At 39.8% G+C, this 15,641-nt stretch carries 13 protein-coding genes; 9 read left to right on the top strand and 4 right to left on the bottom strand.

What is annotated here, in order from left to right:
• Positions 1-40: 40 nt before the first annotated feature.
• Entirely contained in the window at positions 41-1,213 is a 1,173-nt protein-coding gene (locus CVD23_RS07790; protein ID WP_180955594.1) for a glycosyltransferase family 4 protein, read from the bottom strand.
• On the bottom strand, positions 1,213-1,371 hold the full coding sequence (locus CVD23_RS21630; RefSeq protein ID WP_142382825.1) for a glycosyltransferase family 4 protein: 159 nt from the start codon (positions 1,369-1,371) through the stop codon (positions 1,213-1,215). The genes CVD23_RS07790 and CVD23_RS21630 overlap by 1 nt, the downstream gene beginning before the upstream one ends.
• 1,040 nt (positions 1,372-2,411) lie before the next feature.
• On the opposite strand from CVD23_RS21630, the gene CVD23_RS07780 reads away from it, so the two are divergent.
• From CVD23_RS07780 to CVD23_RS07755, 6 genes are all read left to right on the top strand, one after another.
• Positions 2,412-2,963: a hypothetical protein gene (locus tag CVD23_RS07780; protein WP_101665658.1), complete on the top strand. Its 552-nt coding sequence runs from the start codon at positions 2,412-2,414 to the stop codon at positions 2,961-2,963.
• A gap of 259 nt (positions 2,964-3,222) precedes the next feature.
• Positions 3,223-6,435, top strand: a complete 3,213-nt coding sequence (locus CVD23_RS07775) for a DEAD/DEAH box helicase (protein WP_101665657.1) — start codon at positions 3,223-3,225, stop codon at positions 6,433-6,435.
• A 694-nt stretch (positions 6,436-7,129) separates the two neighbouring features.
• A complete protein-coding gene (locus tag CVD23_RS07770) occupies positions 7,130-8,035 on the top strand; it encodes an NAD-dependent epimerase/dehydratase family protein (protein ID WP_101665656.1) in 906 nt (301 codons plus the stop codon).
• A 568-nt stretch (positions 8,036-8,603) separates the two neighbouring features.
• On the top strand, positions 8,604-9,389 hold the full coding sequence (locus CVD23_RS07765; protein WP_101578885.1) for an ABC transporter ATP-binding protein: 786 nt from the start codon (positions 8,604-8,606) through the stop codon (positions 9,387-9,389).
• A 32-nt stretch (positions 9,390-9,421) separates the two neighbouring features.
• Positions 9,422-10,396 (top strand): ABC transporter substrate-binding protein, encoded by a 975-nt coding sequence (locus CVD23_RS07760; RefSeq protein ID WP_101665655.1) that lies wholly within the window; start codon positions 9,422-9,424, stop codon positions 10,394-10,396.
• Positions 10,397-10,400: 4 nt separating this feature from the next.
• Complete coding sequence (locus CVD23_RS07755; RefSeq protein WP_101578912.1) at positions 10,401-11,165, top strand: ABC transporter permease; 765 nt, start codon at positions 10,401-10,403, stop codon at positions 11,163-11,165.
• Positions 11,166-11,206: 41 nt separating this feature from the next.
• On the opposite strand, the gene CVD23_RS07750 is transcribed toward CVD23_RS07755, so the two are convergent.
• A complete protein-coding gene (locus tag CVD23_RS07750; protein ID WP_101578883.1) occupies positions 11,207-11,659 on the bottom strand; it encodes a winged helix-turn-helix transcriptional regulator in 453 nt (150 codons plus the stop codon).
• 151 nt (positions 11,660-11,810) lie between these two features.
• Between CVD23_RS07750 and CVD23_RS07745 the strand changes: the two genes are divergently transcribed.
• Both CVD23_RS07745 and CVD23_RS07740 read left to right on the top strand, forming a co-directional pair.
• Entirely contained in the window at positions 11,811-12,344 is a 534-nt protein-coding gene (locus CVD23_RS07745; protein WP_101578882.1) for a DUF4242 domain-containing protein, read from the top strand.
• A 73-nt stretch (positions 12,345-12,417) separates the two neighbouring features.
• Positions 12,418-13,473 (top strand): acyl-CoA dehydrogenase, encoded by a 1,056-nt coding sequence (locus tag CVD23_RS07740; RefSeq protein WP_101665654.1) that lies wholly within the window; start codon positions 12,418-12,420, stop codon positions 13,471-13,473.
• Between the two features lie 184 nt (positions 13,474-13,657).
• Here the strand turns inward: CVD23_RS07740 and CVD23_RS07735 are convergent, their stop codons facing one another.
• A complete protein-coding gene (locus CVD23_RS07735) occupies positions 13,658-14,599 on the bottom strand; it encodes a DUF6454 family protein (protein WP_101665653.1) in 942 nt (313 codons plus the stop codon).
• A 497-nt stretch (positions 14,600-15,096) separates the two neighbouring features.
• Between CVD23_RS07735 and CVD23_RS07730 the strand changes: the two genes are divergently transcribed.
• Positions 15,097-15,636, top strand: coding sequence for a sigma-70 family RNA polymerase sigma factor (locus CVD23_RS07730; protein ID WP_101578879.1), 540 nt, complete (start codon positions 15,097-15,099; stop codon positions 15,634-15,636).
• Positions 15,637-15,641: the final 5 nt, after the last annotated feature.

Below are 15,641 nucleotides of genomic sequence, written 5' to 3'. Positions count from 1 at the left end.
CGGGAGTCTCATTGAAACAAACTGTAGATAAGGTAATTGGTTAAAAAGGTATAATTTCCTCTAATTCCTCCTGTATGCTTTTAGCTATATTACCCCATGAATAATTGTCATTAATGTATTTTTGTCCACTTGAAGAAATTTCTTGTAAATATTTTTTATCATGGCAAAACTGATTGATCTTCTCTGCGAAATCTTCTTTTTCAGCATGGATGTAGTGTTGTTCTTCGATAAGATTTAACCCTCTGGCACCACAGTGAGTAGAGAACAAAGGAATTCCGGCCGATAAAAATTCAAGAGTTTTCAGATTAACACCTGCTCCAGTAAACATGGGGTTGATCGCTATATCGACATCGGCGAAAAGTTTTAATTTTTGTTTATGATGAACTCGGCCAAATAAATGAACGTTCGATTTTTTTAGCTTTGAAAAAGGGTTACAGCATCCACCTGCAATCATAAATTCTATATCCGGACATTTATCAGCGAGATGGTGAATGATATAACCAACCGCTTCGATGTTGGGAGGATATTCCGCTCCAATGAAGAAAGCCTTTGGATTTATATTCGATTTCTTTTTATTTTGAAGCCATTCGTCTGGATGAATTCCATTTGGCGCTACCTTTACTTTTTTAGGATCCAAGTTATACATGGAAACAAAGTTATCTTTTTCTATTTCAGATGTCGCAAATACTAAATCAGCATCTTCCGTTAATTTCTTCTCCAATTCATAGATCGACGGAAGATATTTTCTTGCCTTTTGGTTTTCCCAAATTTGATGCGCCAATGCGTATTCGTGATTTTGACTGTTATAAATTCTGGGTTTATCATCCAAACCTAAATTCTGATCATACCCAAGCATATAAGGAGATTCATGAATAATAATATCGCTTGTTCTATATAAGTCATCAAAATATTTTTTGTATAAGGTGAGGTGATTTGAGAGTTCAACATTTATGATCAATGAAAATTCATAAGTGGCTTCGCCATTTTGCAGAACTTGCATAATCTGTTGGTGCCGGGGGTCTTTCTCTACTTTATATTCCCTGAATGTGGAAGAAAATTGAAAAAGCCCCCCTTTACGTCCGTGAGTTTGGGATAAGAGAGTAATGTCATAATACTGACTAAGTTCATTGTAAATATGGAAATATCTTAAGGTACCTCCGCTTGTTGGGGGATAAACGGTGGGAAAATGATTAAGGACAAGTATTTTTTTCATCATCTTACTCTCCTAAGGTCTATTCCGGCAAAAACGCTGCGAAAAACAATTAACGTTTCCTGGGCGCTCTTTTTCCAAGAGAATGCTTTTGCCCGTTCTTTGCCTTTTTCGATTAAATCTGTCCTTGTCTGTGGATTCAATAGCTGTAGCATTTTCAAGGCTATATCTTCAGGGTTATCGGGATCAAACTGCGGAGCAGCATCCGCCCCGACTCAGAATACTTCCACTGTCGGAGCAAACAATTGGACTTTGTATTTTCATCGCTTCCACTAAGGGGATGCCGAAACATCATAAAGGGAAGGGGAAACTAAAAGCTGGAATTTAAATAAAGATATGGCATTTCTTCTGCGGGATATATCCCAATATCCGCACTTGCTTTACTAACGAGTGATCTTTCAAGAGCTTTAAAACAGACTGATAAACCATATTCCCTTTATACGTATAAACCAGTAAGAACAAGACAAATCAAACTTTTTATATTTGTCCCGAAGAGAAACTCGCTTTGAGAAGATTGATATGAGAAGCACATCGTGGATCGTCACTATAGATGGAACCGGAATATTCGGAAGATGTGACCTATGCAAAGGGAAAACCATAGGTCTAATTGACAATCGTGTATCGTTTTATGAATTTTTGAGAGTTTTCCTAAATCCCTAAACATAACTCTCTTGAGTTGCGTAAGATGATCAGGAAAAATATCTCTGTTCGGCCGGGTGAGAAAGAGGAATAACTTCAATTCCTCCCCCATGTTCACTAAATGCCAAATTAAATTTTCCACGTACTGTTCGATTCCACCAAATCTGTCCTGTGAAAGATTCAGGAGATTTACTCCGATTCTCATCTGTTTCCTCCTTCATCCAATTTTCCTTGCCCGGTTCCCCAAAAGTATCAGACCAAATCCCTTCGAGCTATTCAGTGGATTTAAATCTTATTCAGGTTATTCATTCTATCAAAAGTGGGGAACGGCTCTTATCCGCTGAATTTTTACGGATGTCCATAAAACGAAAATGGTTCATTAAACTACTATATTCGCCCATTCATTTTTTGACTGATACTCATTTAATATAAGGACAAGACATATCTGAAGAAGGGTTTCGAATTCTCAAGCGGTATCATAAGTTCTCCCTCCGAAACAGAATGGGGGTCAAAGAATAAATGTTTTAAAAAAAAAATTACTAAATGCAAAGGAGTCTACAAAATGGGAAAAAAAGAGATGTACAAGTGTTGTGAACATGACGATGATTTGGTAGCAATAACGACCGGTCCGTTTCATTTACCTTTAGAGGCTGATTCTGAAATACAAGTAGGTCGGGACAATGACAGAGTGATCATTACTCTTAAAAATCCCACTGATATGAAATTAAAAGCATGCGTTACACTTGGTGTATGTCTGCAGCCGGAGCTTGAAAAAAGCACGACAAATCAAACTCGTGTATTCGCAAACATCCCTGAAAAAGAAATTAATTTAGGCGCGCATGTTTTGAAACCTCATACTTGTACGAGAATTGAAAGGAATATTCCTGGTGCCATCGGAACTGGAAAAGACGAAACAAATGCCGTTTATCGTGTTACGGCTAAGGGAGATTTTATGGTTTGCCATAATAGTTGTCAACCGATATGCGGTCTTCTTGAAATTTCGGTCGTTGGCGGAAGCATTTTTAATCCTGAGGAACCTGGCCTTGAACAAGCAGATCCAGTCACGTTCTTCCGATATAAAGATTTCGTTTATTGCGCGACCATTAAGAAATAAAATTCTTGTACACTTGCAAAGAATCCAAGGGATCGAATACAAGATATCCGATATTCGCTAAACAAAAAAGGACCGAGCGGTTTTTGCCCGGTTTTTCTTATTGTTCCACGAACGGAGCAGGTTAGTTGAATGCGTGAATGGTTCGATTCACTATAGAATATATGATAAAATGGGGAAGAAAAACGAGTAAAGAGAAAATAGTGCAGACTTTGAATATATAGATACCCCTCGACAAATAGAAAGGAAGGAGCGGGCGTACATGGATATAAAAGTAAATCACAAGATGATAAAAGAAATGTGCGGTACCGTCTCCTTCAAAAGAGGAGACTCTTTTTATCGTGCGAATAAAGTAACATTTAGCCAGTATAGCCTTGATTTCTGTGAAGCCATCGTTAATGGAACTGAAGACTTTCAGGTCACAATTGAAAAAGATCCGACAGGGGACATTCAGACGAAATGTAGCTGTCCTACGCTAGCAAATTTTCAAAAGTATTGCCAACACATTGCGGCCGTTTTATTAGCCATTTATGAACATCAACGACAAGGAACGTTTCCTATCAGTGTACAAGGCCAACAATCCAATTATGGAGAGCTGACAGAAGGCTTCATGACAATCTTCAATGACAGACCAACTCGAACAAGTGGACAGCAACTTCATTTTGAAAAAAGAGAAGTACTTGATGTCATGTTCACTTGTAAGCCGGTCTCGATAGGGAATGGTCAGTACTTGTTTGGAATGGAAGCTGAGGTCGGTCATACGAAGCTGCAAAATATTCGAGACTTTCTACAGGACGTAAAACAAGGGCAACACAGTGCATTATCCCCTAAATTTACGTATGACCCAAGCCTTCATTGCTTTTTAAACGAATCAGATGCGGTTATTCATCAGCTCATCTGGGTCGTCCAGGATGAAAAGGCATTTATAGAAGCTTTACCGAACCTTTCTGACTATACAGCTAGTAATCAAACATTACTTATTCCACCATCCTCTTGGGTGGGGCTCGTCCCTTTACTCACAAAGATCCCATTGGTTACGCTTGAGCATGATGGTCATTCTTTTGAGAGCTTACGAATTGTGGATGGACCACCTCCTATACAGTTTACATTTGAAGAAATCGAAGGCGATGATTACCGATTAGTGATCAAAGGCTTTGACCGGATGGTTGTTTTGAATTCCTATAGTTCTGTGTTATGTGACGGACAAGTCTTTTGTTTAGAAGAACAGGACTGTGAACGATTATCCGAACTAAAGCAAATGCTAGTATCTCCGGGTACGAATCACATTCCGATTCCACATGAACAAATCGATTTTTTTCTAAAAAAAATCGTTCCAGGTCTGAAAAAAATTGGCGATGTCCAACTGGCTAATGCGTTATCTCAGAAGATTATGAAAAAACCACTTGTTGCCAAGCTTTACTTGGATCGTCTGAAAAATCGACTGCTTGCAGGACTAGAGTTTCAATATGAAGATGTCGTTATCCAACCTTTGGAAAGCCGAGACATCCCAACAGGACCAATGATTATAAGGGATCTGGAAAAGGAAGAGGAAATCCTTCAGCTCATGGAGGAGAGCGGGTTTTCCAAAACAGATGGCGGTTACACTATGCAAAATGAAGCACTTGAATATGAATTTTTATATTATGTCGTTCCACAGCTTCAGCAACTCGTCCAAGTCTATGCGACAACTGCTGTTCGAAATCGCATCGTGAGAAAGAATGCTCATCCAAAAATTAGAGTGAAGGTCAAAAAAGAACGCACCAATTGGCTGGAATTCAAATTTGAGATGGATGGTATTGCTGACAAACAGATTCGGGAGATTTTAGCGGCACTAGAAGAAAAGCGGAAATATTACCGCCTTCGAAATGGATCACTTCTATCTCTCGAGACGAAGGAAATGGAAGAAATCCGCCGTTTTCTGAAGGCAGTTCCGGTTCAGGATGAAGACTTTGAAGCTAGTCTAAATATGCCTATTATTCAAAGTCTTAAACACCTTGATTCTGTTGATAATAGCCAGGTCTTCATGGTGGAGGAATCATTCCGTCAGTTTCTTGATAATATTCGTAACCCAGGTAACTTGGATTTCGAGATACCACAAAAATTAGATAACGTGTTAAGAGACTATCAAAAACGCGGATATAAATGGATGAAGACACTAGCCAGCTACGGATTTGGTGGCGTTCTAGCCGATGACATGGGACTTGGTAAAACGGTGCAAAGCATTGCGTTTATTGTTTCTGAGCTTTCAAGCATTCGAGATAGGAGGCTCCCGGTTCTCATTGTTTGCCCGTCATCCTTAACGTATAACTGGTTACATGAAATCATGAAATTTGCTCCTGATCTTCAAGCGATTATCATAGACGGGAATAAAGCGGATCGAGAAGAGCTACAAAAGCATATCAAAGATTTAGATGTCATTATTACGTCCTACCCGTTACTACGTCGTGATATCAAGTGGTATGAGAAACAAACGTTTCATACTGTTTTCTTTGATGAGGCACAAGCGTTTAAAAATCCAGTGACCCAAACGGCTCGAGCTGTTAAAAGGATACAGGCAGATAATCGTTTCGGCCTAACAGGAACGCCGGTGGAAAATTCACTTGAAGAGCTTTGGTCGATTTATCATGTTGTCTTCCCACAGCTATTCCAAGGATTAAGAGAATACAGCCATCTTCCAAGGAAAACAATTGCTCGAAGGGTTCGTCCCTTTTTGCTTCGCAGAATAAAAGAGGATGTGCTTGCCGAGTTACCTGAAAAAATTGAGTCGCTTGAATCAGCAGAGCTGCTGCCTGAACAAAAGAAGCTCTATGCAGCATATTTGGCGAAGCTGCGACATGATACTTTAAAAAACCTCGACAAGGATACGATTCGAAAAAATCGGATTAGAATTTTAGCGGGATTGACGCGATTGCGGCAAATTTGTTGTCACCCTGCCCTGTTTGTAGACGGCTATAAGGGGAGCTCGGCAAAATACGAGCAGCTGCTGCAAATAGTAGAGGAAGCAAGACTTTCAGGAAGAAGAGTGCTGATATTCTCCCAATTCACGAAAATGCTTGAGCTGATAGGCAGAGAGATAACCATGCGGGGTCAAACGTATTTCTACCTCGATGGACAAACTCCTTCAGAGGAACGAGTGGAAATCTGCAATCGGTTTAATGATGGTGAGCGGGATTTGTTTTTGATTTCCTTGAAAGCGGGAGGGATAGGACTGAACCTGACAGGTGCGGATACAGTTATCTTATATGATCTTTGGTGGAATCCTGCGGTTGAGCAGCAAGCGGCAGACCGCGCTCATCGATTTGGTCAGAAAAAAGTTGTACAGGTTATCAAGCTCGTTGCCCGGGGAACAATTGAAGAAAAGATCAATGAGCTCCAAGATAAAAAGAGAGATCTCATTGCAGACATTATCGATTCAGAAGAAAAAGCATCAGCAACTTTAACTGAAGAGGATATTCGTGAAATTTTGATGATATAAAAATATAGATATTATCTGTTATTTTATTGGATAATGAATAAAATAGGGGCAGTACTTCTGTACGGAGTAGTGCCTTTTTCTGACCTTTGGGGGCGGATTCATTTGCTTGACCTCTAATTCCATTTTCCCTTTGGGTATTTGGATTACGCTTGTAATTCATGATAAACAAGTTTTAAGCAAGGGGTTACCAAGGTTCCACTAGGTGTCCTATTTCCTACTAATGGTCAGTTTGAAGAAGAACGGGACTGGAACCATTTCAGAACTTGAACACATATATAAAAGTAATAATTTAGTTCCTACTCTTAGTTATTTTAAAATACTCTACCATTAATAACAGATCTGATATTTCAAGTTTGTTAATAGTTACCTCTCTCTGTCTCTCATTTTTATTATTCCGGAACTTATAACGTTCCTATTCACCATTATTTACCTTTGGACCCCCTGCTATAAAACATTAACAAAGGGGAATTCTAACAACGATATTAGGTGTGACTTACTGAGAAGACATGGGCTTTTCGGTAATTTTTTTGCAGTGATATTGTTGCTCGTTTTTCAGTCGATGACTAAATTTAAAACGGCTAGGAAAAGTATTAGCAGGAATAGGGCAATAATGCCGTGCCAAGAAATTGACTAATCATTTATAAAATAAAAGGTTACCCTAATATGGAAAATACGACAAAAGGAGCGGGAAATAGTGAAAGTAGTGGTAACAGGAGCAGCAGGTAAAATTGGCCGATGGACCGTAAGAACAATCTTGGAAGCCGGTCATGATGTTACAGCTTCAGATAGAAAATTGAGGGAAGAATCTGCATCGAAAAAATTCATTCAAGCTGAATTACGTGATTATGGTCAGGTCTGTCAGCTTTTGTGTGGAAGTGATGCAGTGGTCCATCTCGGGAACATTCCTACCGATGTCAGGAATACATCCCAGGCTATTTTTGAAAATAACATGCTCGTTAATTTTAATATCCTTGAAGCTTGTAAAGATTTAAAAATTCCAAAGCTTGTCTGGGCATCAAGTGAAACTGTTTTGGGCTATCCTTTTGTTCCGGACGAGCTTAGTTACCTGCCTGTAGACGAAGAGCATCCGACCATAGTTAAGTCATCATATGCTATGGCAAAGCGATTGACTGAAATCCTCGCAGAAATGTATCACAAAGTTACTAACACACAGATAGTTACGCTGCGTTTTGCAAATATGTATGAGCCTGATGAATATGAAAAAATTCCTATAATCCATTGGAATGATGAACAAAAGGAGATTCAAAAGAAAAATGCGTGGGCTTATTGCGATGTCAGGGACGCTTCAAGGGCCTGTCTTCTTGCGCTAGAAAAGGATAATTTAGGTAATGAAATATTTCATATAACGGCCCCAGATACGATTATGCCCGACCTCAGCCAGGATTTAGTAAATAGATTTTTCCCAAATGTACCATTAAAGAGGGACATACAAGGCCACGAGACTCTCATGGCAATAGATAAGGCCCGGCAGATCCTTGGTTATGAACCACGTTATACATGGCGTACTGTTCTAAATGAAAATGGCAGAACCAAGGCATTGCCTGAGGACCAACTTGCTTTATCAAAAACAAACATATAAAAAGGTTCACAAAAATAAGGGGCTGCGTCAAAAGTAAAAAGCTATTAAGTTTCAGTCCCTGTCATTTGGTTTTTTAAGTTTTGTTTTTTGAGATGTAACATCATTTTTTGATTTAGGCGGCCTGTTTGGCCGCCTTTTTCAGTAGATTATGGGCCAAACTGATCAGGCCTATTTCAATATTCACCTTGTCAAACGCCGTAAGGGGAATCGACGGAACGGCCGTTTGCCCTTGAACTGACCGAAAACACTCTCTATGTCTGTTTTCCGTTTCGCACAGAGTTGTTTCCATCGTCTGTCCAAAGGCGTCATGGGCTTCTTTTTTTCAGTTATGGTAAGTCGCGTGCCATTGCGTCGTCCGGCCATATTTAAATTTCGTACACTCCGTTCGGAATGGACATCCCTCAAAAATATCTGAAATAAGTCTTTTGTTAGGTTGATTTATTGAACATAGTATAATAAAATAACTTACATATTAATCGTAGTATTTTTATAGGAATTAAGAGGATTATAATCCATCCATATAAAACACAGTAGGAAACCGAGCGAAAGAAAGGCAGGTTATAAAAATTTGGATAATTCTGCGTTTATAAAAGTTGATCGCGTATGTAAAAGTTTTATGAACAGAGAACAAGTTGTAAAAGTGCTGGAGGAAATATCCTTTGATGTGAAAAAGGGAGAGATTATTTCCATTCTCGGTGAAAGCGGCTGCGGAAAAAGCACGCTCTTAAATGTGATCGGTGGCTTTGAGAAAGCAGGCAACGGAAAGGTTGTACTTGATGGAAGTGTCGTGGAACGGCCGAGCCGGCGAGGTGTCATGTTATTTCAAAATTACGGGTTGCTGCCTTGGCGGTCAGTACTGAAAAATGTAGAGTTAGGACTTGAAGAAGCGTCCATTTCAACAACAGAGAGAAGAGAACGCGCGCTGGAATACTTAAAGCTCGTCGGCCTGGATGACAAGATGAACCTGTTCCCCCATGAGCTTTCGGGAGGGATGCAGCAAAGAGTGGCAATTGCCAGAGCTCTTGTTATTCAGCCCGAACTCATTTTAATGGATGAACCATTTGCTGCGCTCGATACATTTAATCGCTATTATCTGCAAGATGAACTGTTGAGGTTGCATAAAAAAGAAAAAACGACGATTATTCTTGTCACACATGATATCGATGAAGCTATATACTTATCGGACCGAATTTTGATGATGAGTTCAAAGCCGGGCCAAATAAAAAAAGAACTGAGAATTGAGTCATCCAGACCACGCGACAGAAGCCATAGCGAATTTCAACATTTCCGAAAAATTATTTTCGACGAGTTTCATTTCAATCGGGAAAATCAGTCGATTGAGTATAACATTTAATCTATTAAACTAGTTTAAGGAGGAACTATTTTATGAAGAAAAAGTCCGGAAAACTGGTAATGCTAATCTGGCTTCTATCCATTATGTTAATTTTGTCAGCGTGCGGAAATACAGGACAGGAAGCCAGCGGTGGCTCGAACGGTGAGAAAAGAACGATCAAAATCGGTTATTTGCCGATTACCCATGCAATTCCTTTATACATTGAAAATGAGCAAAAAGAGAATTTTAAGAATTTCGACCTTGAGTTAGTCAAGTTTGGCTCGTGGCCGGAGCTGATGGACGCTCTAAATACCGGCAGAATCGACGGAGCATCAGTCCTGATTACACTGGCGATGAGAGCAAAAGAGCAAGGGATAGATCTTAAGGCAGTTGCATTGGGGCATCGCGACGGCAATGTATTAGTGTCGGCAAATGATGTCAATAGTGTTGAAGATTTGAAGCGGAAGAATTTTGCCATCCCCCACAAGTTCTCAACTCATAATGTCCTGCTTTACCAAATGCTGAAACAAAATGGGATGGAATATAAAGATGTGAATGCGATTGAACTTCCTCCGGCGGAAATGCCAGCTGCCCTCTCTGAAGGAAGAATTGACGGATATGTTGTTGCAGAGCCTTTCGGTGCTCTGTCCGTAGCGATCGGAAAAGGAAAGGTGCTTTTTCAGTCGGAAGAGTTATGGAAGGATTCCGTGGACTGTGCACTTGTGCTCAGAAATGATTTTATTGAGCAAGAGAAACAGGCGGCCCAAGAGTTTATGAAAGAATATGTGAAAGCCGGTGAAATGGCTGAACTAAAAGATGAACAAACTCATGAAATTTCCTCTAAATATATGAATGTAGAAAAAGAAGTGATGGATCTATCATTGGAGTGGATTACATATGAAGATCTGCGCCTCAATGAAAGAGCCTATGAAGAATTGCGGAAGAACCTGATAGAGATGGGGTTATTTGAAAATCCGCCGAGCTATGAGGCTTTTGTAGATAACTCATTAATTGATAAAGCGAAGTGATCTTGTGAGCAGCCTGAAAAAATTATCGAATGTGTTAATCGGATTTGTCCTGCTGGTTGCCGTATGGCAGGCGTTAATAGTCATTGGTGGGCATAACGAAGCCTTGTTCCCTTCGCCATTAACCGTGTGGGAAGCAGTCCAGTCACTTATTCTGGACGGAACGCTCTTTGTACATCTTCGAGTCAGCTTAACACGCTTCTTGATCGGATACCTGCTGGCTGTGGTATCCGCCGTGATTTTGGGACTAATCCTTGGCAGGATGAGGCGGCTTTGGGCGATCCTTGATCCTATAGTCCAGGTGTTAAGACCAGTGTCACCGATTGCCTGGTCACCGTTTATCGTATTGTGGTTTGGGATTGGTGATATTCCCGCAATTGTGATTATCTTTATCGCTGCATTCTTCCCAGTTTTGCTGCCGACCGTTTCCGCAGTCATAAAGGTTGATAAAACGTATTTGAAAGTAGCCCAGAACTTTGAAATCAAACAACCTCAATTAATGAGGAAAATTATCCTTCCGGCCGCATTTCCGTTCATTGCGAATGGACTTCATATTGCGGTTGGAACAGCCTGGGTTTTCCTTGTTGCCGGTGAAATGGTAGGTGCACAATCAGGGCTGGGGTATTTAATTGTTGATGCCAGGAATTCAATGAATCTTGACTTTGTCATGGCAGGCATCATTTTTATTGGCGTGTCGGGATTGTTGCTTGATAAAGTTGTAGGTCTATTTGAGAATTGGGTAAACCGGCAGTGGGGACGGGTGAATCCGTAAAAGTAAAAAGGCAAAGATTTTCTTCTCTGCCTTCACTTTATCTACGACGATAATGGCTTTACATCATCGGCATCCACTTCCACAACAATCACATCATCGACATTTTTTTCACAGTGCGAGCAATAATAAGCGATTTCAACCTCATGGCGGCAAGCTTCATGGATCAATTTTTTATAGCACTTTTTTAAATGATTCCGGCCCCAAAGAATCATGGAATTAAATACATGCTCAAGGTCTTTCCCGCTCTCGGTCAGCGTGTAGCTGTAGCGGGGAGGATGGTCGGAATACAGGCTCGATTCAATCAAACCAGTCTGTTCCAGGTGCTTAAGCCTGTCCGATAAAAGATTGGAAGAAATGCCTGTTAATGATTTTTTTATTTCATTGAATGTCGTATTGCCTATTAAGATCTCATGGACAATCAACAAGGTCCAGCGATCACCGATAATGTTAAGGGTCTGGGCAATATTACAGGGTAAGTTATATCTGTCTTTCATACATAAACCTCCAATGTCTGTTGCTTTTATGATAACATGAAAATATTTCTTTTGTAGGTTGTTTTTTTGAACTTAGTATAATAAAATTATTAACAAGAAATAAATGCGATTAAACCTATCGGAATTAAATATTATTACAGGAGGAATTATAATGGGACTGTACTTGGTAGAATCAATTTTAAATGGAGCAATCGAGGATAAAGACGCTTTTGAAAAGAAGGTTGCGGAAATTCAAGCAGATTTAAGCGGAAAGAGTGCCAGTCTAATTGAGATCCAGGTTTCAAGCGATCTTTCCCGGGCTTTTTTCATATTTGAAAGTGAAGAGCGCAACACCGTCAATAATAGCTTAAGAGAATTAGGGGTTCCGATCACTCTTATCAAGCCTGTGCGACTTGTCGGCAAGGATCTTGAAGACGTCAAAAAACAAGCAGATGTTGTGAATTACCTTGTTGAGTGGAATCTTCCGGAGAACCTCACAATGGATGCATATCTGGACAGAAAATCGAAAAACTCTGTTCATTATGCAGAAGTGCCAGAGGTTGCTTTCTCAAGGACGTATGTATGTGAAGACATGACAAAATGTTTGTGTTTCTATGATGCTCCGGACGAATCAACGGTCAAGAAAGCCCGTGAAGCGGTTTCCGCTCCAATTGATACAATCACACAAATTTTACCTAGATCATAGTTGCTTTAGGAGAAGCCTCCATTTATTTGGAGGCTTTTTCTCACATTGGACATACAGAAAGGAGGACTTGGAGATGACGGAAGTTCTGGATGATCTACTGCAGAATGAGTTAAAACCGCTTGTCAGAAAAATTGATGCAGATGCTTTCTATCCCCGTGATTTTTTAGTAAAATTGGGCACAAAAGGTTTCTTGTCCTCAAACGGTTTATCTGAGCAAGAAGTCCTGGCCCGCGAAGTCAATCTGGTCGAACAGATTGCCAAAGTATGCATGACAACCGCTTTTAATTTATGGTGCCATCTTGCCGCCTTAACTTACATCAGAAAAAGTGATAATTCTTATTTGAAACAGGAACTGCTTCCATTACTGGAAAACGGTAAGCTTCTTGGTGGAACGGGTCTTTCCAATCCGATGAAATACTATGCCGGGCTTGAACCCCTGCACTTAAGTGCGGAACGGGCTGAAGGGGGGTATATTATTTCCGGGCAATTGCCTTCTGTGTCGAATTTGGGTGAGTCCCACTGGTTCGGTGTGATTGCCTCGGTTGGGGAGCAGCAGCGGATTATGGCTTTTGTTCCGTGCAATACCGAAGGGTTAAAGCTAAAGGAAAAGCAGGAATATTTGGGCTTGAACGGCAGCGCCACTTTTGCCTGCGGCTTTAATGATGTGTTCATTCCGGATCATTTCGTTATTACGGACAATGCAGACGAATACGTGGAAAAGATCCGTCCTGCGTTTGTCTTCTATCAAATTCCATTGGGAATCGGTGTTACGGCTGCATCGATTGTGTCGATTGAAAAAGTTTGCAACAAACAGGGTGGCTGCAATCAATTTCTTGGCATTCAAAATGAAGAGCTGATTGAGGAACTCGCACCTCTCAGGGAGCAATTGTACCAATTGGTGCATGCCGAGGACTTGACCAGGCATTGGAAGGAATTATTGCAGTTGCGCCTTAATGCCGTCCATCTAACTTCGAAAGCAGTCCATGCCTGTATGCTTCACCAAGGCAGTGCCGGTTATTTACATAAAAGCGATCCATCCCGAAGACTTCGCGAATCGTATTTCTTTGTAAATCTGACCCCTACTGTTAAGCATTTAGCAAAAATGCTGCAAGGCGGAAACCAGATTTAGTCGATGGAGTGATAATCTGCGTCACGCCAAGTATATAGCTTTTGATGAATCCCTTGTTCTTCATATTTTTAAACCTAAACTACCCTGGTTCAACAAAAAAAGGCTGCCTGGTTTGGTAGCCGAATCTTAAAATTTTCATAAGTGAAGACACGGTGATGCATTATAGCGAAATGTCCCATAAAATTTATTTTTTACTAACGCTTGTTTCATACACGAGCATAGAGGATTTATCATCATCCGGTACTGCATACATTTTTATTCCTTGTACTGTATTTTCAAGAAATACTGGATTGCGTGTAACAACATGTCCCTGAGGGGAAAACAAAGTTATTGGGAGTTCGTGAACAATATTCATTGTTTTCATATTAAGTAAGGCAACCCCGCCCAATTCATACTTTGCAGTGGCAGAACCTGGCTGTGGCAATTCAGCAATACCACTACATATCATATTATCTTTTCCTGCATTCTCACAGTCCTGATAATCGATAAAGTGGCTAGGATTATTTGATTTGCGTAGCACTTCTCCTTTTTCATTGAACTCATAGAACGTTCTTGACCCCCAGCTTACAGCCTTTAAAGTTCCTTGTTTTCTATCCCTCTCTATTCCTCCAATGTGGTCATTTGGACGAAATACTTCCTGGACCTTCATCGTTTCTGGATTTACTTTATAAATGATTGACTTGCTGTTTGGGCGATACTCAGCAACCGGTACCCAAATTGATTTACCATCATAATCAATTCCTCCAGGATGGTATATAGTACCTTCACCGAGCTTTAAATCCTTCAGCAGTTTTCCATCTTTGTTAAATACAAACAGGTGCCCCACTCCCTTACCGGCCGTGCGATCGTAACCATTCTGGGGCTGAGCGTATTTTACCGTTTTCTCAATAATTTCAACAGAAGACATGTAATACAGATCTCCAACTTTTGTCATTCCTTGTGGATGAAATGTATTAAATTGCAGATCAACTTTTTCTTTCTGTTCCCAAATATTATTGCGGGTAAGATTTTGGAATTTCTCCACTAATTGTTTTCCTTCATTGACGGATTCATGTGGTGCAGGGTTGGCAAAAGCTGTAGTTCCAATAGTTAGAGTGGCAGCTAGTGTAAAAATCACCTTTTTCATTATCCATCCTCCTCGTCTTATTTGATTAAGGATAAAAGCGTTATGCAACTCAGACAATAACAAAAAGTTTTGGGATGACCCAATATTTCCACTAAGTCAAAGGTTTTGTACCCTGCAGCTGGTGTGCCCATACACAAAAAAACCAGGATAAAATAAACCAATTGTGAAAGTTGTTTTAGTTGTCCCACTTGTTAATTCGTCTTATTCACTTTACTAAAGAAATATTAATTGATAGTTATTGAAGCATTGATATTTTGTGAAATTTCAATGACAGAAAGATAGTAAAAAATGACTTAGCCGTTACGGAGGACCAAAAGAAGAAAACAGTGCCTTGCGGCTAGACATTTAAACTTAGTACATGTTTTCAAACTATATAAAGGCATTTTCTAAAAAGATTAACATTCTCGTTAATCTTTTTTTCTTTGGTGATAGATTTTTCTTTTTCATTTCGTATTACATAGTAGGTACCAATATTAATTGTTAGGAGGGGTGGACAATTGAAAATCACAGAGAACAATGTTGTACAACAGATACAGAATAAAAATGAAAAAGCAATTCCTTTCATTATTAATCAGTATGGCGGTTTACTTACGGCGATCATTAAACATCATTTAAACTACCATCAGCAAGATTATGAAGAATGTCTTGATGATGTTTTGTTATCCATATGGAATAATATTCATTCATTCGATCCTGAGAAAAATTCATTTAAACAATGGATTGCAGCGATCGCTAAATATAAAGCGATTGATTATCAAAGAAGACAAATCATCATACAAAACCAGCAATTCTCAGTGGCAGACATAAATGAATCCATGTTAAAAACAAAGCAATCAATAGAAACAAAAAGTGTGGAGGAACTACTTGAGCAGTTGTCAGCCAGTGAACGGAAAATCTTCGAAAAATACTATTTAGACGGAACTCCGTCAAGTGAAATAGCGAAAGGATTTAATGCGAAAGAGTCTTGGGTTTATAACAAGCTTTCCAGAGGACGTAAAAAGCTTAAAAAATTTTTAATCCAAAAAAATGAAGTATGAGGAGT

The organism is Bacillus sp. V33-4, assembly GCF_002860225.1.
Taxonomy (GTDB): Bacteria; Bacillota; Bacilli; order Bacillales; family Cytobacillaceae; genus Bacillus_BJ; species Bacillus_BJ canaveralius.
Note: the sequence above shows the minus strand (reverse complement) of the source record. Positions and strands in the feature narration are given on the sequence as shown.

What these genes read in the sequence shown, in the direction of transcription:
- CVD23_RS07775 (WP_101665657.1), top strand. Translation starts at nt 3,223, where the DNA reads ATGGATATAAAAGTAAATCACAAGATGATAAAAGAAATGTGCGGTACC.
- CVD23_RS07735 (WP_101665653.1), bottom strand. Translation starts at nt 14,599, where the DNA reads ATGAAAAAGGTGATTTTTACACTAGCTGCCACTCTAACTATTGGAACT.
- CVD23_RS07745 (WP_101578882.1), top strand. Translation starts at nt 11,811, where the DNA reads ATGGGACTGTACTTGGTAGAATCAATTTTAAATGGAGCAATCGAGGAT.
- CVD23_RS07790 (WP_180955594.1), bottom strand. Translation starts at nt 1,213, where the DNA reads ATGAAAAAAATACTTGTCCTTAATCATTTTCCCACCGTTTATCCCCCA.
- CVD23_RS07780 (WP_101665658.1), top strand. Translation starts at nt 2,412, where the DNA reads ATGGGAAAAAAAGAGATGTACAAGTGTTGTGAACATGACGATGATTTG.
- CVD23_RS07760 (WP_101665655.1), top strand. Translation starts at nt 9,422, where the DNA reads ATGAAGAAAAAGTCCGGAAAACTGGTAATGCTAATCTGGCTTCTATCC.
- CVD23_RS07740 (WP_101665654.1), top strand. Translation starts at nt 12,418, where the DNA reads ATGACGGAAGTTCTGGATGATCTACTGCAGAATGAGTTAAAACCGCTT.
- CVD23_RS07750 (WP_101578883.1), bottom strand. Translation starts at nt 11,659, where the DNA reads ATGAAAGACAGATATAACTTACCCTGTAATATTGCCCAGACCCTTAAC.